This is a genomic window from Faecalibacterium sp. BIOML-A4 (genome assembly GCF_009679665.1).
GTDB lineage: Bacteria > Bacillota > Clostridia > Oscillospirales > Ruminococcaceae > Faecalibacterium > Faecalibacterium taiwanense.
This window is the reverse complement of sequence record NZ_WKZG01000003.1, coordinates 23,883-42,826: the sequence shown is the minus strand read 5'-3', so window position 1 is coordinate 42,826 and position 18,944 is coordinate 23,883. Positions and strand designations below refer to the sequence as shown.

Annotated in this window: 19 protein-coding genes and 1 riboswitch; of the genes, 17 read left to right on the top strand and 2 right to left on the bottom strand. The window is 58.7% G+C overall.

Annotated features, from left to right (window positions below; translation table 11 throughout):
• Positions 1 to 21: 21 nt before the first annotated feature.
• The 13 genes from ftsY to GKG34_RS02935 all read left to right on the top strand — a co-directional run bounded on the left by ftsY (position 22) and on the right by GKG34_RS02935 (position 11,354).
• A complete protein-coding gene (ftsY, locus tag GKG34_RS02995; RefSeq protein ID WP_005944371.1) occupies positions 22 to 972 on the top strand; it encodes a signal recognition particle-docking protein FtsY in 951 nt (316 codons plus the stop codon).
• A 13-nt stretch (positions 973 to 985) separates the two neighbouring features.
• Positions 986 to 1,621 (top strand): RdgB/HAM1 family non-canonical purine NTP pyrophosphatase, encoded by a 636-nt coding sequence (gene rdgB, locus GKG34_RS02990; protein ID WP_154255568.1) that lies wholly within the window; start codon positions 986 to 988, stop codon positions 1,619 to 1,621.
• A 258-nt stretch (positions 1,622 to 1,879) separates the two neighbouring features.
• Positions 1,880 to 2,176 carry a YhbY family RNA-binding protein gene (locus GKG34_RS02985; protein WP_005944364.1) on the top strand — a complete coding sequence of 99 codons (297 nt, stop codon included), beginning with the start codon at positions 1,880 to 1,882 and terminating at the stop codon, positions 2,174 to 2,176.
• Positions 2,177 to 2,178: 2 nt separating this feature from the next.
• Positions 2,179 to 2,862, top strand: coding sequence for a nicotinate (nicotinamide) nucleotide adenylyltransferase (gene nadD, locus GKG34_RS02980; RefSeq protein ID WP_005944362.1), 684 nt, complete (start codon positions 2,179 to 2,181; stop codon positions 2,860 to 2,862).
• Entirely contained in the window at positions 2,813 to 3,391 is a 579-nt protein-coding gene (gene yqeK, locus GKG34_RS02975; protein WP_005944360.1) for a bis(5'-nucleosyl)-tetraphosphatase (symmetrical) YqeK, read from the top strand. Before nadD ends, yqeK begins: the two co-directional genes overlap by 50 nt.
• Positions 3,392 to 3,529: 138 nt before the next feature.
• Complete coding sequence (locus tag GKG34_RS02970; RefSeq protein ID WP_243139197.1) at positions 3,530 to 4,903, top strand: LCP family protein; 1,374 nt, start codon at positions 3,530 to 3,532, stop codon at positions 4,901 to 4,903.
• 22 nt (positions 4,904 to 4,925) lie between these two features.
• Complete coding sequence (gene rsfS, locus GKG34_RS02965) at positions 4,926 to 5,309, top strand: ribosome silencing factor (RefSeq protein WP_154255567.1); 384 nt, start codon at positions 4,926 to 4,928, stop codon at positions 5,307 to 5,309.
• A 248-nt stretch (positions 5,310 to 5,557) separates the two neighbouring features.
• The gene (gene leuS / locus GKG34_RS02960; protein WP_154255566.1) at positions 5,558 to 8,107 is read left to right on the top strand and encodes a leucine--tRNA ligase; all 2,550 of its coding nucleotides are present in this window, start codon (positions 5,558 to 5,560) and stop codon (positions 8,105 to 8,107) included.
• Between the two features lie 221 nt (positions 8,108 to 8,328).
• Positions 8,329 to 8,505 (top strand): 30S ribosomal protein S21, encoded by a 177-nt coding sequence (gene rpsU / locus GKG34_RS02955; protein ID WP_005928271.1) that lies wholly within the window; start codon positions 8,329 to 8,331, stop codon positions 8,503 to 8,505.
• Positions 8,506 to 8,613: 108 nt separating this feature from the next.
• Positions 8,614 to 9,117: a YqeG family HAD IIIA-type phosphatase gene (locus GKG34_RS02950; protein WP_154255565.1), complete on the top strand. Its 504-nt coding sequence runs from the start codon at positions 8,614 to 8,616 to the stop codon at positions 9,115 to 9,117.
• Positions 9,114 to 9,980: a TIM barrel protein gene (locus GKG34_RS02945; RefSeq protein WP_118526306.1), complete on the top strand. Its 867-nt coding sequence runs from the start codon at positions 9,114 to 9,116 to the stop codon at positions 9,978 to 9,980. Before GKG34_RS02950 ends, GKG34_RS02945 begins: the two co-directional genes overlap by 4 nt.
• A 119-nt stretch (positions 9,981 to 10,099) precedes the next feature.
• Positions 10,100 to 10,657 (top strand): elongation factor P, encoded by a 558-nt coding sequence (efp, locus tag GKG34_RS02940; protein ID WP_005928281.1) that lies wholly within the window; start codon positions 10,100 to 10,102, stop codon positions 10,655 to 10,657.
• 88 nt (positions 10,658 to 10,745) lie between these two features.
• Positions 10,746 to 11,354 carry a CD1247 N-terminal domain-containing protein gene (locus GKG34_RS02935; RefSeq protein WP_154255564.1) on the top strand — a complete coding sequence of 203 codons (609 nt, stop codon included), beginning with the start codon at positions 10,746 to 10,748 and terminating at the stop codon, positions 11,352 to 11,354.
• Between the two features lie 42 nt (positions 11,355 to 11,396).
• Here GKG34_RS02935 and GKG34_RS02930 read toward each other — a convergent pair whose 3' ends face one another.
• Entirely contained in the window at positions 11,397 to 11,681 is a 285-nt protein-coding gene (locus GKG34_RS02930) for a hypothetical protein (protein ID WP_097775268.1), read from the bottom strand.
• Between the two features lie 241 nt (positions 11,682 to 11,922).
• Here GKG34_RS02930 and GKG34_RS02925 point away from each other — a divergent pair, with 241 nt between their 5' ends.
• On the top strand, positions 11,923 to 12,825 hold the full coding sequence (locus tag GKG34_RS02925) for a GDSL-type esterase/lipase family protein (protein ID WP_005944322.1): 903 nt from the start codon (positions 11,923 to 11,925) through the stop codon (positions 12,823 to 12,825).
• Positions 12,826 to 12,875: 50 nt separating this feature from the next.
• Here the strand turns inward: GKG34_RS02925 and GKG34_RS02920 are convergent, their stop codons facing one another.
• On the bottom strand, positions 12,876 to 14,537 hold the full coding sequence (locus tag GKG34_RS02920) for a formate--tetrahydrofolate ligase (protein WP_120080034.1): 1,662 nt from the start codon (positions 14,535 to 14,537) through the stop codon (positions 12,876 to 12,878).
• Positions 14,538 to 14,749: 212 nt separating this feature from the next.
• Positions 14,750 to 14,836: riboswitch (ZMP/ZTP riboswitch) on the bottom strand.
• A 233-nt stretch (positions 14,837 to 15,069) separates the two neighbouring features.
• Here GKG34_RS02920 and GKG34_RS02915 point away from each other — a divergent pair.
• From GKG34_RS02915 to GKG34_RS02905, 3 genes are all read left to right on the top strand, one after another.
• Positions 15,070 to 16,221: a cysteine desulfurase family protein gene (locus tag GKG34_RS02915; protein WP_154255563.1), complete on the top strand. Its 1,152-nt coding sequence runs from the start codon at positions 15,070 to 15,072 to the stop codon at positions 16,219 to 16,221.
• A gap of 180 nt (positions 16,222 to 16,401) precedes the next feature.
• Positions 16,402 to 17,601 (top strand): tRNA uracil 4-sulfurtransferase ThiI, encoded by a 1,200-nt coding sequence (thiI, locus tag GKG34_RS02910; protein WP_005944312.1) that lies wholly within the window; start codon positions 16,402 to 16,404, stop codon positions 17,599 to 17,601.
• 5 nt (positions 17,602 to 17,606) lie between these two features.
• Positions 17,607 to 18,926 (top strand): competence/damage-inducible protein A, encoded by a 1,320-nt coding sequence (locus GKG34_RS02905; protein WP_154255562.1) that lies wholly within the window; start codon positions 17,607 to 17,609, stop codon positions 18,924 to 18,926.
• Positions 18,927 to 18,944 lie beyond the last annotated feature (18 nt).

The following is an 18,944-nucleotide window of genomic DNA, read 5'->3' as shown; positions in this document are numbered from 1 at the left end:
AGAAAAAGATAGGAGGACACCATGGGGTTCTTCGGATTTGGCAAGAAAAACAAAGAAAAAGAACAGGAAAAAATGAAAACGGGTCTGGAAAAGACCCGCACCGGTTTCTGGGGCAATATCCTCAACACCCTCACCGGCAGCGTCATCGACGATGATATGTACGATGATCTGGAAGAGCAGCTCATCCTTGCGGATGTGGGCGGCGAGGTGGCCGTGCGTCTGGTGGACAAGCTGCGCGACCGTGTGCACGAAAAGGGCCTGAAGACCGGCGAAGAGGCGGCGGATGCCCTGCGCGACATCATTGCCGAGGAAATGACACCGGATGCCGAGATGGATCTTTCCGGCAAGCCGGCCGTCATTCTGGTCATTGGCGTGAACGGCGTGGGCAAGACCACCAGCATTGCCAAGCTGGCCGATCACTATACCCGCGAGGGCAAAAAGGTGATGCTGGCCGCAGGCGATACCTTCCGTGCCGCAGCCAGCGAACAGCTGGAGATCTGGGCCGACCGCGCCGGTGTGCCCATTGTGAGCGCAGGCGAGGGCGCAGACCCGGCGGCTGTCATTTTCGACACCGTAAAGTCTGCCACCGCACGCGGCTATGACATGGTCATTGCCGACACCGCAGGCCGTCTGCACAACAAGGCAAACCTGATGGCAGAGCTTTCCAAGATCAGCCGCAGCGTCAAGAAGGCCAGCCCGGAAGCCAGCCTTGAAACGCTGCTGGTGCTGGATGCCATCACCGGCCAGAACGCCATCAGTCAGGCCAAGGAATTCTGCAAGGCTGCAGATGCTACCGGCATCATCCTGACCAAGCTGGACGGCACCGCCAAGGGCGGCTGCGTGGTAGCGGTCAAGCAGCGTCTGGGCCTGCCGGTGCGCTTCATCGGCGTGGGCGAGGGCATCGACGACCTGCTGCCCTTTACCCCGGAGGGCTTTGTGGAAGAGCTGCTCCCGCGACAGTGGAAGCACTAAGGAGGGCCGCAGCATGAAAATTTGTGCAGCTACCGGCAACGCCGGAAAGCTCCGCGAACTGCGCCGCATTCTGGAAGCGCAGGGCCACGAGGTGGTCAGCCAGAAGCAGCTGGGCATCACCATCGAGCCGGAGGAGACCGGCACCACCTTTGCCGAGAACGCCCTCATCAAGGCCGAGACTATCTGCAGGGCATGCGGCCTGCCCACCATCGCCGATGACTCCGGCCTGTGCGTGGATGCGCTGGGCGGTGCGCCCGGCGTGTACAGTGCCCGCTACTGCGGCCGCCACGGCGACGACGAAGCCAACAACGACAGGCTTCTGGACGCCATGCAGGCTGTGCCTGCCGGGCAGCGGGGTGCAAAATTCGTGTCCGCGGTGTGCTTCATCCTGCCGGATGGGCGGCATCTGACCTGCATGGGCGAGTGCCCGGGCAGCATCGCCTTTGAGCGGCTGTGCGGGGACTACGGCTTTGGCTACGACCCGCTGTTCATCCCCACCGACTGCGGCGTGGGAAAGCACGATAAGCGCCCCAACACCGAGGGCCGCAGCTACGCCCAGCTGACCCCGGACGAAAAGGATGCCATCAGCCACCGCGGCAATGCGCTGGCGGTGCTGGAACAGCAGCTGCCGGGATTTCTGGCAGAATGAACTCCCCCAGTCTGCTTCGCAGACAGATTCCCCTTTTTGTCACCTACGGTGACATCTTCCCCCGGCCGGGGGAAGTCGTCCTCGGAGATGGGGCCTTTGGCAGTCCGGCAAGCGTTTCGTTTCTGCCAAAGGCTCCCTCTTTGAGGGAGCTGGCAAAGCCGCAAGGCTTTGACTGAAGGAGTTTCTCACCACAAGCGGAGACAATTCTAAATCGTTTCTTTATCGAAATATCAACCTCAAAATAAAGGAGAAAAAACTATGCTGACAAGCAAACAGCGCGCCATTCTGCGCGGCAAGGCAAACACCATGGACCCCGTTTTCATCGTGGGTAAGGGCGAGATCGACGAGACCATGATCCAGGGCGTGAAAGACTGTCTGGATGCCCGTGAGCTCATCAAGCTCAAGGTGCTGGAAAACAGCATGTACAATGCCCGTGAAGCTTCGGTCAAGCTGGCTGAGGCCACCGGTGCCGACTGCGTACAGGTGATCGGCTCCAAGTTCGTGCTGTACCTGCAGAAGAAAAAGGACAGCGCCTACGCTGATCTGCTGAAGTAAAAATGAAAGTTCTTCTCTACGGCGGTACATTTGACCCGCCCCATAACGGCCACCTGAACAATCTGCGCGCTGCCGCTGCCCGCGTGCAGCCGGATAAGGTGGTGGTGATGCCTGCCGGGCTTTCGCCCTTCAAGCAGAAGACCTCTGCGCCGGGCGCACTGCGGCTGGAAATGTGCAGCTGCTTCCATGCACTGGAAGAGGATGCGGACACCATCCCGCAGCTGGAAGTCAGCGGCTGGGAGATCGAGCAGGCCGCTGCCGGAAACCGCAACTATACGGTGCTCACGGTGGAAAAACTGGCCCGGGAAAATCCCGGGGCACAGCTGTACCTTGCCATTGGCAGCGATATGCTGCTGAGCTTTGACGGCTGGCACCGCTGGCAGGACATCCTGCGCCTTGCCCATCTGGTGGTCACCAGCCGCCATGTGGGCGACGACCCCGAGCTGCACGCAAAGGCTCTCCGGCTGGACCCCACCGGGGCACGCATCCTGTTTGCACCGGTACAGGCGCTGCCCATGGCCAGCAGCGACATCCGCACCCGTCTGACTGCAGGCGAAGGGTGTGAAGCTGAGCTGCCGGAGGCGGTGCGGGCGGTCATCCGCCGGGAGAAACTCTACAAAAAGGAAGTATCAGCCAATGAACCTCAAACAGGCAAAGGAGCTTGTGCGCGGCCGCTTGAGCGATAAGCGCTATGAGCATACCTTGAATGTAAAAAAAATGGCCGTCAAGCTGGCAAAGATCTACGGTGAGGATGAGGAGCGCGCCGCGCTGGCAGCCCTGCTGCACGACTCGGCCAAGGAGATCAGCAAGGATGAGATGCGCGAGATCCTGCGCGCTTACCCCCAGTATGCCGAGGGCGGCGAAGAGCGCCCGGCCCCGGTGTGGCACGGCGTGTGCGCCGCCATTCTGGCCCGCACCCAGTGGGGTGTGACCGACGAAGCGGTGCTTAGCGCTATTGCCTGCCACACGGCGGGCAAACCCGGCATGACCCGGCTTGACAAAATTTTGTATCTGGCCGATATGACCAGCGCGGAGCGGGACTGGCCCGGCGTGGAAAAGCTGCGCAAGCTGGAAAAAAAGAATCTGGATGCCGCTATGCTGGCCGCGCTGAAGCAGACCAACGATTTCGTGCTCTCGCAGGGCAAGCCCCTTGACCCGATGTCCAAGGCTGCCTATGAGGATATCCTTGCCCGCAGCGGGAAGAATGAACGGTGAGAGCACAGATGCTCTGAAACAAGCGGAAACAGAAAACGGATTGCAGATTTCGTCGGATAATGCTATACTTAAGAGCATGACAGGTCTGCAGGAACATTTTTTTGCAGGACCGCGAAAATCTGGAGGATACAAAAAAGCATGAGCCAGACGCCACGCCATATCAATACTTCGCGTTCTCTGAACCGGCCGGATCCGGCAGCAGCCGCACCGCGCCACGCTGCGTCCAGCACGGATGCAAAGCAGAGCGCAGGCGGTGCACACAATGAGCCGCCGCGCCGCCCGGCACAGGGAGCAGGGCAGAAGCCGCCGCGCCGCCGCAAAAAGAAAAAGAAAATGCCCCTCTGGCTGCCTTTTGCAGTGGTCATGGCCATCATCGCGGTGATCTCCGGTGTGGTGGTGTACGGAGTCAGCCTTGTAAACAAGGTGGAGGACAGCATCCGCCCGGACGACAGCACCCCCACCATTGAGGAAGAGGTCAAGACAGCTGAGGAATACAAGGGCGATGTGGTGAACATTCTGGTCTGCGGCATCGACTATGAAGAGGGCCGCAATTATTCCAACGACCCCACTTCCAACGACGGCATGACCGACATGATCCTGTACGTGCAGTTCGACATCAAGAACGGTGCACTGCGGATGCTGCAGATCCCCCGCAACAGCCTTGTCACCACCAAGAACAAAAAAATCACCCTTTCCAATGGCAAGACCTACGCCGCCACGAATTATCAGATCAACTCGGTGGCAATCTCCAACGGCGGCAGCATCGCCGCTCTGGCCGATGTCATCTACGATCAGTTCCGACTGCCCATCGATTACTATGTGACGGTGGATATGCAGGCACTGGTGGATATGGTGGATAACTTTGGCGGCATTGAGGTGTATATCCCTCACGATATGTCCTACGGCGGCAGCAAGCTGCTCAAGGGCTACCGCAATCTGAACGGTGCATCGGCAGAGTTCTTTGTGCGCTGCCGCCACGGCGACGGCTACGCCAATTCCGATATCGACCGCCTGAACATGCAGCGCTATTTCTATGCCGGCCTGTTCAAGCGTGCCCGCGCCATGGGCGTTACCGATATCCTGAACCAGCTGCCGCTGGTGTTCAAGAACTATATCAAGACGGATATGGATATTTCCACCATTGCAAAGCTGGTGGTGTCCTTCCTCAAGCTCGACAGCTCCAACATCATTCTGGCGCAGACGCCGGTGTTCATGGGCGTGCCCAATGTGGGCAAGACCGACACCTTTGCCGGTTACTCCTGCGTGGTGCCGGATGCGGGTTCCATTGCAAACCTGCTCAACCAGTATTTCTGCACCTACACCGGCCCCATTGATGTGAGCGAAATGAACCTTGTCACCGACGAGTGGCCCCACGGCAGTGCATCCACCGATGCCAACGTGCAGTATATGGGCCGCATCGATAAGGAGTCGGACGATGCCATCCTGAGCGGCGAGACAGACCTTGAAGGCGCTGTTACCACCGATGGTCAGGCCGCAGGCTCCGCAAACTGAAACTGACAGAAAGGAAAAACATATGGAGAACTTCAACGACAGCAAGGCGCTTGCCATTGAGATCGCAAAGATCCTGGATAAGAAAAAGGCCCACGATGTGCGCGTGCTCAAGGTGGAAAGCCTGACCGTGCTCACCGATTACTTTGTCATTGCCTCCGGCACTTCCACCACGCAGGTGGCATCTCTGGCCGACGAGGTGGAATTTGAGCTTTCTCAGAAGGGGCTGGAACCCTACAGCACGGAGGGCTACGATTCCAAGAACTGGGTGCTGCTGGATTATTCCAACGTCATCGTGCACGTATTCGTGCCCAACACCCGCACCTATTACGATCTGGAGCACCTGTGGGCAGATGGTGAGCCCATTGATATCTCCGAGTACCTCACCCCCGACAGCACCCTTGAATGATTCAGGCAAACAGCTGTCTACCTGAAAAAAGAACCCTCTCAGTCAGGGCGTCCGCCCTGACAGCTCCCCCGAAAGGGGGAGCTTGCGCAAAAGAGGGAAGGCTGCGGTCTGCACAAAACCTCTCCCCTTCGGGAGAGGTGGCATCGCGCAGCGATGACGGAGAGGGTTTTCTGGCAAAGGCAGATAGCTTGAAAGCATACGCCCCCAAGCAACGGTATTTTGGATAAAGTCTGGAGCTGATTAACAACATGAAGTACGATTACAAGGCAGTTGAAGCCAAGTGGCAGAAGGTGTGGGAGGACGAAAAGACCTTCCATGTCGAGATCGACCACAAAAAACCCAAGTTCTATGCACTGGTCGAGTTCCCGTATCCGTCGGGTGCCGGCCTGCATGTAGGCCATCCCCGCAGCTACACCGCGCTGGACGTGGTCAGCCGCAAGCGCCGTCAGAACGGCTACAATGTGCTGTACCCCATGGGCTGGGACGCTTTTGGCCTGCCCACTGAGAACTTTGCCATGAAGAACCACATCCACCCGGCCATTGTCACCAAGAACAATGTGGACCACTTCCGCAGCCAGCTGAAGGCTTTGGGCTTCTCCTTTGACTGGGATCGTGAGATCAATACCACCGACCCCGAGTACTACAAGTGGACCCAGTGGATCTTCCTGCAGCTGTATAAGCATGGTCTGGCTTACAAGAAGGAAATGAACGTCAACTGGTGCACCGGCTGCAAGTGCGTGCTGGCCAACGAGGAAGTTGTCAACGGCGTGTGCGAGCGCTGCGGCAGCGAGGTCGTTCACCGCGTCAAGAGCCAGTGGATGCTCAAGATCACCGCTTATGCCGATAAGCTGATCGATGGTCTGGACGGTCTGGATTACATTGAGCGCGTTGCCACCCAGCAGAAGAACTGGATCGGCCGCAGCCACGGCGCAGAAGTCAACTTCGGCACCACCGCAGGCGATACCCTGACCGTGTACACCACCCGCTGCGACACCCTGTTTGGTGCCACCTACATGGTCGTTTCTCCGGAGCATGCCATGGTCAAGGAGTGGCTGGACAAGGGCATCCTCAAGAATGCCGATGCCGTCAAGGCCTATCAGGCCGAGGCAGCCCGCAAAAGCGACTTTGAGCGCAGCGAGCTGAACAAGGAAAAGACCGGTGTCAAGCTGGAAGGCGTCATGGGCATCAACCCGGTCAACGATACCGAGATCCCCATCTTTATCTCGGACTACGTTCTGTCCACCTACGGCACCGGTGCCATCATGGCTGTGCCCGCCCACGATACCCGCGACTGGGAGTTTGCCAAGAAGTTCGGCCTGCCCATCATCGAGGTGGTCAAGGGCAATACCCCGTCCAATCTGGACGAAGCCGCCTTCACCGATGTGGCCACCGGCACGCTGGTCAACTCCGGCTTCCTGAACGGCCTGTCCGTCACCGATGCAAAGAAAAAGATGATCGACTGGCTGGAGGCAAACGGCAAGGGCTGCGATAAGGTCAACTACAAGCTGCGCGACTGGGTGTTCAGCCGTCAGCGTTACTGGGGCGAGCCCATCCCCATGGTCAAGTGTGAAAAGTGCGGCTGGCAGCCCCTGCCCGAGAGCAGCCTGCCCCTGACCCTGCCGGACATCACCGATTTTGAGCCGGGTCCGGACGGAGAATCTCCGCTGGCCCGCCACAAGGACTGGGTCAAGACTACCTGCCCCTGCTGCGGCGGCCCCGCTACCCGCGAGACTGACACCATGCCCCAGTGGGCCGGTTCTTCCTGGTACTTCCTGCGCTACATGGACCCCCACTGCAAGGATGCCATTGCTTCCAAGGAAGCTCTGGAATACTGGTCTCCGGTGGACTGGTACAACGGCGGCATGGAGCACACCACCCTGCATCTGCTGTACAGCCGTTTCTGGCATAAGTTCCTGTATGATATCGGCGCTGTGCCTTCTCCGGAACCCTACCAGAAGCGCACCGCTCACGGCATGATCCTGGGCCTGAACCCCCACAGCTTTGTCAACCTGCCCGCTGAGGAGCAGGAAAAGCTGCTGAAGGAGTACGGCAGCCAGAAGGCCGCTGAAAAGGCTCTGGAAGAAAAGTACGGCGAAATGGCACGCCACCCCATCGTGAAGATGTCCAAGTCTCTGGGTAACGTCATCAACCCGGACGAGGTGGTGGACCAGTACGGTGCTGACACCATGCGTCTGTACGAGATGTTCATGGGCGACTTTGAACAGGCTGCACCGTGGCAGACCTCTGCCATTGCAGGCTGCAGCCGCTTCCTGGACCGCGTGTGGGCGCTGAGCGACAAGCTGGTGGAGGGCGAGGGCTATCGCCCGCAGGTCGAGACCCTGATGCACCAGACCATCAAGAAGGTGGGCGCTGACATCGAGACCCTGAAGATGAACACCGCCATTGCCCAGCTCATGACGCTGGTGAACGCCCTGTACGACAACGGCGGCGCGACCAAGGCCGAGCTGGAGACCGTTGTTCAGCTGCTGAACCCGTTTGCTCCCCACATGACCGAAGAGCTGTGGGAGAAGCTGGGCCACAGTCACGACGAGCAGCTGGCTTACTACCCCTGGCCCAAGTACGAAGAGGCCAAGTGCGTGGAAAGCACAGTGGAGATCGCTGTGCAGGTGAACGGCAAGGTGAAGGCCCGCCTGAAGGTGGCTGCCGACATTGACGCTGCTGCCGCCATTGCTGCCGCCAAGGCTGACCCCGCTGTTGCTGCCGCTCTGGAAGGCAAGCAGCTGGTCAAGGAGATCTACGTCAAGGGCCGTCTGGTCAATCTGGCTGTCAAGGGCTAAACCAACCGATACCCTGCCGAAAGGCTGGATATACAACTACCCGCAGAGGCGGACTGGCGCATAAAACACCCGGGAACGTTTATTCAAAATCTTTTCAAAGATTTTGCGCAAAAAACTTTCAAAAAAAGGTTGACGAACCGGAGAAAATGCGCTATACTGTCTACTGTTAGTTACCATGTAACAACGAAATTCCTGCCTCACGGTCCAAGGGAGGGAATAAGATGTCGGAAATTCGTGTTAAAGAGGGCGAGTCGCTGGAAAGCGCACTGCGTCGCTTCAAGCGCAGCACCGCTCGCAGCGGTGTGCTCGCAGAGGTCCGTAAGCGCGAGGCTTACGAGAAGCCGTCTGTCAAGCGCAAGAAGAAGTCCGAAGCAGCCCGCAAGCGCAAGTTCAAGTAATTGATCACTTGAAATCGCTGTTGCTTTAGATTTCATACGCGTTGCTAACGCCGATGTAGGGGAGCCTGTATTGCAGGCTCCCCTATTTTCATTGCAGGGAGAAATACTATGCTCATCACCCCCGAATACGTTTTCAAGGATGTCACCCACATCACGCCGGAATGGCTGGCGGAAAAAGGCATCACTGCGCTGGTGCTGGATATCGATAACACCCTCACCGCCGACCGCAGTCAGGAGCTGCCGGAAGATGTGGCCGTGTGGCTGGACACTATGCGCAGGGCAGGTGTCAGGCTCACCATCGTGTCCAACGGTGCGGAAAAGCGGGTGCGGCCCTTTGCCCAGAAGCTGGGCCTTGCGTACCTGTACCGCTCCGCAAAGCCGCTGCCCTTTGCTCTGATGGCAGCGCAGCACCGCATGGGCGTGAAGCGCCGTCAGATGGCGATGGTGGGCGACCAGCTCTATGCCGACCGCATGGCGGCAGCGCTGTACGGCATTCCGGGCTTGATGGTGGTGCCCCGCGGCCCGGACCTCGGTGCGCAGGTCATCCTCAAGCGTAAGTGGGAGAAAAAACACTGGCAGAAATACTATGACCGGGGAGGCAAGACTCTGTGAGCGATTGGAAGATCCGGTTCGGCACCGCAGGCACCAGCGACAGCTTTGCCGCCCAAGGCTACAAAAGCAGCTTGGATGTGCCGGAGTACACCGCAAAGATGGGACTGAACGCCTTCGAGTACCAGTGCGGGCGCGGCGTGCGTCTGGGGCTGGACAAGGCTGCAAAAATGGCCGCACTGGCCGGGCCAAAGGATATCCTGTTCAGCGTGCATGCGCCGTATTATATCAGCATGTCCAGTCTGGAAGAGGAAAAGCGGCTCAACAGCATCCAGTATCTGCTGCAAAGTGCGGCGGTGTGCAAAGCGCTGGGCGGCAGACGCATCATCTTCCACTCCGGCAGCTGCGGCAAGCAGAGCCGGGAAGCGGCCCTTGAAAAAGCGCTGGATACCATGCGCCGTGCCGTGGAAGCGCTGGACGAAGCAGGCTTTGCCGATATGACTCTCTGCCCGGAAACCATGGGCAAGATCGGCCAGCTGGGCACACTGGACGAGGTGCTGGCGCTGTGCAGCGTGGATAAGCGCATTACGCCCTGCATCGACTTCGGCCACCTGAATGCCCGCACTCTGGGCGGCATCCGCTCGAAAGAGGACTACGCTGCCATCCTTGACCGCATGGCAGAAAAGCTGGGGGACCAACGGGCAGAACGGTTCCATGTGCATTTTTCCCGCATCGAGTATTCGGCGGGCGGCGAAAAGCGCCACTGGACCTTTGCCGAGACCCAGTTCGGCCCGGAGCCGCAGCCGCTGATGGAACTGCTGGCTGAGCGGAAGCTGCAGCCGGTCATCATCTGCGAGAGCGCAGGCACGCAGGCTGAGGATGCCGGGGCTATGCAGCAGATGTACCATGCAGCGTGCAAAACGTAAAAAATTTTGTGTTTTTATCGTCTTTTTTGCCGAAACCCCTTGCCAAATGCAAACGGATTGGGTAAAATAAATAGAGATATGCGTTAAGCATTTGAGATTAAACTAATGGAGGAATTCCTATGATTTCTGCAGGCGAGTTTCGCAATGGCGTGACCTTTGAGCAGGACGGCCAGGTTCTTCAGGTCGTTGAGTTCCAGCACGTGAAGCCCGGCAAGGGCGCTGCCTTTGTCCGTACCAAGACCAAGAACGTGATTACCGGCTCTGTGGTTGAGACCAGCTACAACCCGACCGCAAAGTTCCCGCAGGCTTTCATCGAGCGCAAGGACGTGACCTATAGCTACGAGGATGGCGATCTGTACCACTTCATGGACAACGAGACCTACGATGACATCCCCGTCAACGCAGCCGATGTGCCCGATAACTTCAAGTTCTGCAAGGAGAACGAGCTGTGCAAGCTGCTGAGCTACAAGGGCAAGGTGTTCAGCGTCGAGATCCCCAACTTCATCGAGCTGGAAGTTACCCAGACCGAGCCGGGTGTCAAGGGCAACACTGCCACCAACACCCTGAAGCCCGCTACCGTCGAGACCGGTGCTGAGATTCGTGTGCCTCTGTTCATCAACGAGGGCGACCACATCCGCATCGATACCCGCACCGGCGAGTATATGGAGCGCGTCTGATCCCTTTAACGCCAAACCGGGCTGCGGGCAACCGTTTGCCCGGTTTTTTTAAAACTCCGATTTTTCTCATTTTAAGGAGGGCATTCGTATGGAACTGAACAAAAAGGCAGCTTATCTGCAGGGTCTGGTCGATGGTCTGGGCATTGATGATACCACCAAAGAGGGCAAGATCATCAAGGCCATGAGCACACTGCTGGGTGAAATGGCTGAGGTCATCGAGAGCGTGGACGAAGATCTTTCCCGCGCCTACGACCAGATCAACGACCTGAGCGATGAGCTGGAAGATCTGGAAGCAGATCTGTACGAGGAGGAGGACGAAGACGGCGAAAGCGAGGACGCTGAGGATGAGGACTCCGACGGCGACGACGATGACGATGCCAAGGATGATGACATCGCCAGCGAGCCGTTCTATGAAGTGGCCTGCCCCAACTGCGGCGAGACCGTTTACGTCAGCGAGGATGATCTGGATGCAGGCGAAGCCAACTGCGCGCACTGCGGCGTGACCTTTGAGGTCGCTCTGGAAGGGGATGGCGAAGAGGATGCCGAAGAGGATGCCGAGGATGGCCCCGTGCAGTACGAAGTGACCTGCCCGGACTGCGGCACCACCGCCGTGTTTGAGGAAGACGAACTGCTGGACGGCGCACCCAAGTGCCCAAACTGCGGCAAGCCACTCGACTTTGAAGTGACCGAAGAATAAGCAAAAAAGACCGCTGCACTCCGGTGCAGCGGTCTTTTTTGTTTACTGTGCGTTTGCCTTCTGCAGCCAGATGCTGCCGATGTCCAAAGCGTTGTACAGGCCGATCTTGGTAGTCTGACGCATCACGCGCTCCTGCGGAGCCTTGGTGGTGTCGGTAGAGAGCAGCATCAGGTGGACCTTGTCTGCAACCTGCTGATCGCCCACAGGCTTGGTGGTCGTGATCTGCAGATAGAGCACATATGGGTCGGTCATATTGCCGTAGTACAGCTCATTGTCCTTGCGGACGAGGGGCTTGCCTTTATAAGTCAGTTTTGGAGTAAATGCCATCGTGAAAGCCTCCCTATCAATAGTAGTTCAGTTCAGTATAACACATCTATGGTACAGGATGCAAGCTTTTGACCCGATAGAAGGCGGGCTTTTTGCACACAATGGCATGCCTGCGTGCAAAATAAATCTGCAATTTTAGGCACTCTGGCAGAAAACGGGTCTTGCCGGAATGCACAGATATGGTATACTAAGAACGAGAAAGCCCGCAGCATAGCCCGGGCAGAAAAGTGAGGGAGACAGCATGGCAGACTATCAGGAATACCGGCGGCGCGTGTTGCGCAAACGCTGGCGCAGGCGGTTCATGGCGACAGCTTTGCTGCTGCTGCTTTTGCTGGTGGGAGCCATCGGGATGTTGTGGAAGAGCCTGCACCGGGAACAGCGGCCCTCCGGCGTTGGGCAGAACACCATCCTGCAGGAGGTAACACAGGATAATACTTGGAACACGGCCTCCTACGCGGTGGCGCGGCAGCTCACGGTGCAGACGCTTGCAGACAGCGCGGCCACTGCGCTGGATTTCCGTATGGCGGCGCTGCCAAAGAGCAGCACGGCTGTGGGCAAGGAATGGTTCAATGACGTGAGCTTTGTGGGCGACAGCCTGACGCAGGGCATGCAGCTGTACGAAGAAGGAATGCAGAACGCCATGTTCTGTGCGTACAAGGGTGTTGGGCCGAACGTGATCGTTAACGGCACCACCTGCAAGCGCACCGACGGCGTGGCTGAGGTGCCGCTGGAAGCGTTGACCGCCCAGCAGCCCAGAGCTATTTATGTTCTGTTGGGCACCAACGTGCTGGGCCGCGATACCGATTATAGCAGCTTTCTGACCTATTACCGGCTGATGCTGGACATGCTGAGCCAGACACTGCCAAATGCAAAGATCTATGTGCAGTCCATCACGCCGGTGCGGCCGGAAGTATGCCAGAAGTCCGGCCATGAGGGCTTGAACCGCGACCGCCTGTGCCAGATCAACAATGAGCTGGCAGCCATTGCGCTGGAAAAGAACTGCTATTTTCTCAACTTGTGGGAAGTGCTGGCAGATGAAAACGGCGACCTGATCGAAAGCTACGCCCAGCCGGACGGCTACCATTTGAGACCCGCCGGGTATGCCGTATGGACGGATTATCTGTGCAGCCACACAGAAGGATAAAAAATAAGAGGTTCGTTCACTGAGCGAACCTCTTATTTTTTACTTGAAACTTAGAACAGGCCGGTGATCTTGCCGTTGGCATCCACATCGATGCCCACAGCGGCGGGCTTCTTGGGCAGGCCCGGCATGGTCATGATATTACCGCAGATGACCACCACAAAGCCTGCACCGGCAGCAAGGCGCACCTCGCGCACCTCCATGGTAAAGCCGGTGGGGGCACCGATGAGCTTTGCGTTGTCGCTGAAGCTGTACTGGGTCTTGGCGATGCACACGGGCAGGTTTCCGTAACCCATCTCAGTCAGCTCGGCCAGTGTCTTGCTGGCGGCGGCGCTGTAGTTCACGCCGTCGGCCCGGTAAATTTTGGTGGCGATGGCGTTGATCTTGTCCTTCAGGGGCATTTCCAGCGGGTAGGTGTACTGGATGGGACGATCCTCCAGCACCTCCAGCACCTTCTCGGCCAGCGCCTTGCCGCCCTCGCCGCCCTTGGCGAACACCTCGCTCAGCACGCAGGGAACACCCTGCTCGGCGCACACCTGCTCCACGTAGGCCTGCTCTTCGGCGGTATCGGTGGGGAAGGCATTGATGGCGACCACCACCGGCAGGCCGAAGCCATTTTTCAGGTTGTCGATGTGGCGGATGAGGTTGGATGCACCGGCCTTGACGGCTTCGAGGTTGGGCTGGCTCAGGTCGGCCTTTGCCACGCCACCGTGGCTCTTGAGGGCACGCACAGTGGCCACCAGCACGCAGGCAGAGGGAGCGATACCGGCGTAGCGGCACTTGATATCCAAAAACTTCTCTGCGCCCAGATCAGCACCAAAGCCTGCTTCAGTGATGGTATAGTCGGCCAGAGAAAGGCTCAGCTTGGTAGCCAGCACGCTGTTGCAGCCGTGGGCGATGTTGGCAAAGGGACCGCCGTGGATGATGGCGGGGTTGTTTTCCAGCGTCTGTACAAGGTTCGGGTCCAGCGCGTCCTTCAGCAGGGCGGTCATGGCACCGGCAGCACCGATCTCACCGGCAGTGACGGGCTTGCCGTCGTAGGTGTAGGCGCATACGATCTTGGAAAGACGCTCCTTCAGATCGGAAATGCTGGTGGCAAGGCAGAAAATTGCCATCACCTCGCTGGCAACGGTGATATCAAAGCCGTCCTCGCGGGGGGTGCCGTTCACCTTGCCGCCCAGACCGTCCACGATGAACCGCAGCTGGCGGTCGTTCATGTCCATGCAGCGCTTCCATGTGATGCGGCGGGGGTCGATGTTCAGCGGGTTGCCTTGCTGGATGCTGTTGTCGATCATGGCGGCCAGCAGGTTGTTGGCCGTGCCGATGGCGTGCAGGTCGCCGGTGAAGTGCAGGTTGATATCCTCCATGGGCACCACCTGTGCATAGCCGCCGCCGGCTGCGCCGCCCTTGACACCGAACACGGGGCCGAGGGACGGCTCACGCAGGCAGAGCATGGTCTTTTTGCCCAGAGCGTTCATGGCATCGGCCAGACCCACGCTGGTGGTGGTCTTGCCCTCGCCCGCCGGGGTGGGGCTGATGGCAGTGACAAGGATCAGCTTGCCCTGCTTTTTGGCATCATGGATCAGGCGGTGATCGATTTTGGCCTTGTAGCGGCCATAGGGAATCACGTGCTCATCGGAAAGGCCCAGCTGGGCGGCGATCTCGGTGATGGGTCTCATTTTGGCTTCCTGTGCGATCTCGATATCGGTTTTCATCAGACATCCTCCTTTGAAAGTCGTTTTCACAAGCATTGCATGCTGCCTGAACGGCCTTTTTGCTCGCATCCTGCGTTGCTTCCCCTTGCAATCCGTCAGGATTGCTGCGAAAAATCGCCTTGTCTGCGGACAAAAAATCCCGCCATTCAACGCACCCTGCTTATAAAAACAACTTCCGACAACAAAAAAGGCAGCTTTGCGCAGCAATTGCGCAAGGCTGCCCAGACGGTCGGCATTGACTCTCCCGCCATCCCTGCACTGTGGTGCTCCACAAGGTTCCGTCAGCAGAGATACGGTCTCTATGCAGTAAAGATAGCACAATGCCGGGGTGTTTGTCAAGGAAAAACATATACGAACTTGTCGGGGCGAGGCCCCTCCATCTTGCTGCGCAAGACCGTTCTGTCGCTTAAAAGCCCCACTGGGGCTTTCATTGCTGCGCTGCGCTCGCAAACGCGAATATTTTGCGTTCTACAGCTTTCTGTGCTATAATTAAACTGGATTATTATGAAAACAGAAAGCAGGAATCCCTTTTATGCTGCAAAACCCTGAATTGCATTATCTGGATAACGCCGCTACCACCATGGTGGCTCCCGAGGTGGCGGATGTCATCGACAAGGCCATGCGGGAACACTGGGCAAACCCGTCCAGCCTGTACGGCCCCGGTGCCCGCAGCGAGGAAGCGCTGAACGCCGCCCGTGCCGCTGTGGCCCGTACACTGGGCTGCAAGCCAAAGGAGCTGTACTTTACCTCCTGCGGCAGCGAGAGCAACAATCTGGCCCTGCTGGGCGCGGTGCGCACCCGCACTTTCGGCAAGGGCATCGTGGTGTCCGGCTTTGAGCACCCAAGCGTCCAGCGCCCGCTGGAAGAGCTGGCGAAGCAGGGCTACAACGTCACGGTGGTCAAGCCCCGCCCGGACGGCACATTGGATATCAACGAAATGCTGGAGTATGTGGACAAGAACACCATCCTCGTGGCCTGCATGATGGTGAACAACGAGGTGGGCACCCGCAACGATGTGGAACACCTTGCCGCCGAGGTCAAGCGCCGCAACAGCCGCACCATTGTCCATGTGGACGCAGTGCAGGCGTGGATGCGTGTGCCCATCAAGCTGACGAACATCGATACCCTGTCGGTGAGCGGCCACAAGATCCACGCTCCCAAGGGCATTGGCGCGCTGTATCTTTCTGACCGTCTGGTGCAGGCGTTCCGGCCGCCGTACCTCGGCGGTGAGCAGGAGCGCGGCCTGCGCCCGGGCACCGAAAACCTGCCCTACGCCATGGGTCTTGCCGCAGCCGCCACCCGTCTTGCCAAGACCATGAAGAGCCGTGACACCGCTATGAAGGCCCTGAACCAGCGTCTGCGGGACGGGCTGAAGGCTTTCCCGGAGGTGGAGCTCAACAGCCCGGAAAACGCGGTGCCCGAGGTGCTGAACTTCAGCGAGATGTGCATCAAGAGCGAGACCATGCTGGCATGGCTGGCCGAAGCACAGGTGTATGTTTCCTCGGCAAGTGCCTGCGGCCGCGGCCAGCCCAGCCACACGCTGGCAGCCATGGGCAAAGACCCGCTTGCCATCGACACGGCCATCCGCGTGTCCTTCTGCGGCGACAACACCCCCGAGGATGTGGATGCTTTTCTCAACCGCTTTGAGGACGGCATGAAGCATCTGCAGAAGATCCGGAAGTGAGACTCCTTCAGTCACGGCTACGCCGTGCCAGCTCCCTCAAGGAGGGAGCCTTTGGGATATAGCGGACAACTTTTCCGTTATGCCAAAGGCCCCATCTCAGAGAGGGCTGTCACCCAAGGTGACTTGGGGTCCCTCAAAAGTTATCTATTACAAATCCTACGATCAGGAGATACAACATTTATGCATGAAATTATCATGGGCTATCAGGGTGAAATGTCCCTGAAAGGCCTCAACCGCAACCAGTTCGAGTCGGCGATGATGAAAATTCTGCGCTACCGGCTCAAGACCGTGGGCAAGTTCAAGGTCTACTGCACCCAGTCCACCTTTTACATGGAGCCTGAGGAAGAGGACGTGGATATGGACCTCGCCTTTGACCGGGTGAGCAAGGTGTTCGGCCTTGCGGCGCTCAGCCGCGCCGTGGTCTGCGACAAGGACTTTGACACCATCTGCCAGACCGCTGAGGATTACCTCGGCGCCAGCCTGCACGGCATCCGCACCTTCAAGGTGGAGGCGCGCCGCTCCGACAAGACCTACCCCATGACCAGCCCTGAACTGATGCGGGAGCTGGGTGCCTATCTGCTGGGCAAACACAACTACCTCAAGGTGGATGTGCATAACCCGGATTTCAAGGTGATCGTAGAAATTCGTGATTACGGCGCCTACATCCACGGCCCCAAAGTGCCCGGCGAGGGCGGTCTGCCCGTGGGCACCAGCGGCCGTGCATTGAACATGCTGTCTGGCGGCATCGACAGTCCCGTGGCGGCTTACCGCATGGCAAAGCGCGGTCTGGCACTGGACCACATCCACTTTGCGTCTCCGCCGTACACTTCGGAGCGCGCAAAGCTCAAGGTAAAAGCTCTGGCGCAGCTCACCAGCATCTATACGGGCAGCTCCAATCTGTTCGTCGTGCCCTACACCAAGCCGCAGGAGTACATCCGGGATAATGCTCCGGATGTGCTGTTCACGGTGCTGATGCGCCGCAGCATGATGCGCATTGCCAACGTTATTGCCAAGAAGCAGGGCTGCGAAGCCCTTGTTACCGGCGAGAGTCTGGCTCAGGTAGCCAGCCAGACCGTCAAGGCCCTGCAGTGCACCGATGCTGCGCAGGATCTGCCCATCCTGCGCCCGCTCATCGGCATGGACAAGACCGAGATCGTGGAGACGGCACGCCACATCAACACCTTTGAGACCAGCATCCTGCCCTACGAGGACTGCTGCACCATCTTCACCCCGCCGCACCCGAAGATCCGCCCGGAACTGGCCGAAATTCTGGAGGCCGAAGCCGCCATGCCCGGCCTTGCCGCGCTGGAAGCCGAAGCAGCAGAGAGCGCCGAGCGCATCCGCATCCGTATCACCGATCAGGTCGAATTTGAGGGGTGAAAGCCATGACAGCAGAGATCATCAGTGTGGGCACCGAGCTGCTGCTCGGCAACATTCTCAACACCAACGCCCAGTACCTCAGCCGGGAACTGGCGGCTCTGGGCATCACCGTCCAGCGCGAGAGCACCATTGGCGACAACCACGGCCGTTTGGCGGATTTCGTCAACGAGGCAAAGCAGCGGTGCGACCTGCTGGTGTTCACCGGCGGCCTTGGCCCCACGGCGGACGACCTGACCAAGGAGACGGTTGCTGGATGCTACGGTGATACGCTGGCTTTTGACCCGGAAGAATGGCAGAAGATCGTGGATTTCTTCACGCGCACCGGGCGCAAGACTGCCCCCAATAACCGCAAGCAGGCCATGGTGCCGGTGAACGGCCACAAGATCATCAATAACCACGGCACTGCCCCTGGGGCATGGTTTGAACAGGATGGTCACTGTGCTGTGCTGATGCCCGGCGTGCCTCACGAAATGAAAGCCATGTGGGAGGAGAGCGTGCGCCCGCTGCTGCTGGCCCGCCAGAACTGCACCCTGCATTCCATCACGCTGCGGGTGCTGGGCGGCGAAAGCGATATCGAATACCGTGTGCGGCATCTGTTGGAAAACGCAAATCCCACCGCCGCCATCTACTGCAAGACCGGCGAGTGCGAGATCCGCATTACTGCCCGGGCAGAAACCGACAGTTCAGCCGAAAAAATGTGCCGCGCATACGCCACAAAGTTCTATGATCTGCTGGGTGATGCGGTGTATGATGAGGATGTGACCGGTCTGGAAGAGACTCTGGTGCACACCCTGAAGAAAAAGGGGCTCACCATTGCCACGGCAGAAAGCTGCACCGGCGGCATGATCGCCCAGCGGCTGACCAATGTGTCCGGTGCAAGTGAGGTGTTCGGCTTCGGCTTTGTTACCTACTGGGAGCAGGCCAAGGCAAAAATGGTAGGTGTGGAACCGGCAGTCATTGCAAAATACAATGTGGTGTCTGCTCCTGTGGCGGCACAGATGGCACTTGGCGCAGCAGAAGCTGCCGGGGCCGATATCGCTGTCAGCGTCACCGGTCTGGCAGGCCCCAACGGCGGCGATGCCGTCCGCCCGGTGGGCACGGTGTATCTGGGTGCGGCCTGCGGTGAGAGCGTTTATGTGAAAAAGCTTTTCGTCTCCCGCCCTGACCGTGCGCTGGTGCGTGCCCGCGCGGCACAGGCGGCACTGGAACTGGCGCTGCGTCTGGCTCAGGGCAAAGTTCCTGCAGATACACAGGCACTGGCAAAAAGCGCCCGGCATGATACTGCGGCTCTGACGGCACTGGACAGCACCTTCCTCAAGGGTTAATACGAGCGGCCCCGGGCC

What these genes read in the sequence shown, in the direction of transcription:
- GKG34_RS02925 (WP_005944322.1), top strand. Translation starts at nt 11,923, where the DNA reads ATGGCAGACTATCAGGAATACCGGCGGCGCGTGTTGCGCAAACGCTGG.
- leuS (WP_154255566.1), top strand. Translation starts at nt 5,558, where the DNA reads ATGAAGTACGATTACAAGGCAGTTGAAGCCAAGTGGCAGAAGGTGTGG.
- GKG34_RS02985 (WP_005944364.1), top strand. Translation starts at nt 1,880, where the DNA reads ATGCTGACAAGCAAACAGCGCGCCATTCTGCGCGGCAAGGCAAACACC.
- ftsY (WP_005944371.1), top strand. Translation starts at nt 22, where the DNA reads ATGGGGTTCTTCGGATTTGGCAAGAAAAACAAAGAAAAAGAACAGGAA.
- GKG34_RS02915 (WP_154255563.1), top strand. Translation starts at nt 15,070, where the DNA reads ATGCTGCAAAACCCTGAATTGCATTATCTGGATAACGCCGCTACCACC.
- rpsU (WP_005928271.1), top strand. Translation starts at nt 8,329, where the DNA reads ATGTCGGAAATTCGTGTTAAAGAGGGCGAGTCGCTGGAAAGCGCACTG.
- nadD (WP_005944362.1), top strand. Translation starts at nt 2,179, where the DNA reads ATGAAAGTTCTTCTCTACGGCGGTACATTTGACCCGCCCCATAACGGC.
- rsfS (WP_154255567.1), top strand. Translation starts at nt 4,926, where the DNA reads ATGGAGAACTTCAACGACAGCAAGGCGCTTGCCATTGAGATCGCAAAG.
- rdgB (WP_154255568.1), top strand. Translation starts at nt 986, where the DNA reads ATGAAAATTTGTGCAGCTACCGGCAACGCCGGAAAGCTCCGCGAACTG.
- GKG34_RS02905 (WP_154255562.1), top strand. Translation starts at nt 17,607, where the DNA reads ATGACAGCAGAGATCATCAGTGTGGGCACCGAGCTGCTGCTCGGCAAC.
- GKG34_RS02935 (WP_154255564.1), top strand. Translation starts at nt 10,746, where the DNA reads ATGGAACTGAACAAAAAGGCAGCTTATCTGCAGGGTCTGGTCGATGGT.
- efp (WP_005928281.1), top strand. Translation starts at nt 10,100, where the DNA reads ATGATTTCTGCAGGCGAGTTTCGCAATGGCGTGACCTTTGAGCAGGAC.
- yqeK (WP_005944360.1), top strand. Translation starts at nt 2,813, where the DNA reads ATGAACCTCAAACAGGCAAAGGAGCTTGTGCGCGGCCGCTTGAGCGAT.
- GKG34_RS02950 (WP_154255565.1), top strand. Translation starts at nt 8,614, where the DNA reads ATGCTCATCACCCCCGAATACGTTTTCAAGGATGTCACCCACATCACG.
- GKG34_RS02930 (WP_097775268.1), bottom strand. Translation starts at nt 11,681, where the DNA reads ATGGCATTTACTCCAAAACTGACTTATAAAGGCAAGCCCCTCGTCCGC.
- thiI (WP_005944312.1), top strand. Translation starts at nt 16,402, where the DNA reads ATGCATGAAATTATCATGGGCTATCAGGGTGAAATGTCCCTGAAAGGC.
- GKG34_RS02920 (WP_120080034.1), bottom strand. Translation starts at nt 14,537, where the DNA reads ATGAAAACCGATATCGAGATCGCACAGGAAGCCAAAATGAGACCCATC.
- GKG34_RS02970 (WP_243139197.1), top strand. Translation starts at nt 3,530, where the DNA reads ATGAGCCAGACGCCACGCCATATCAATACTTCGCGTTCTCTGAACCGG.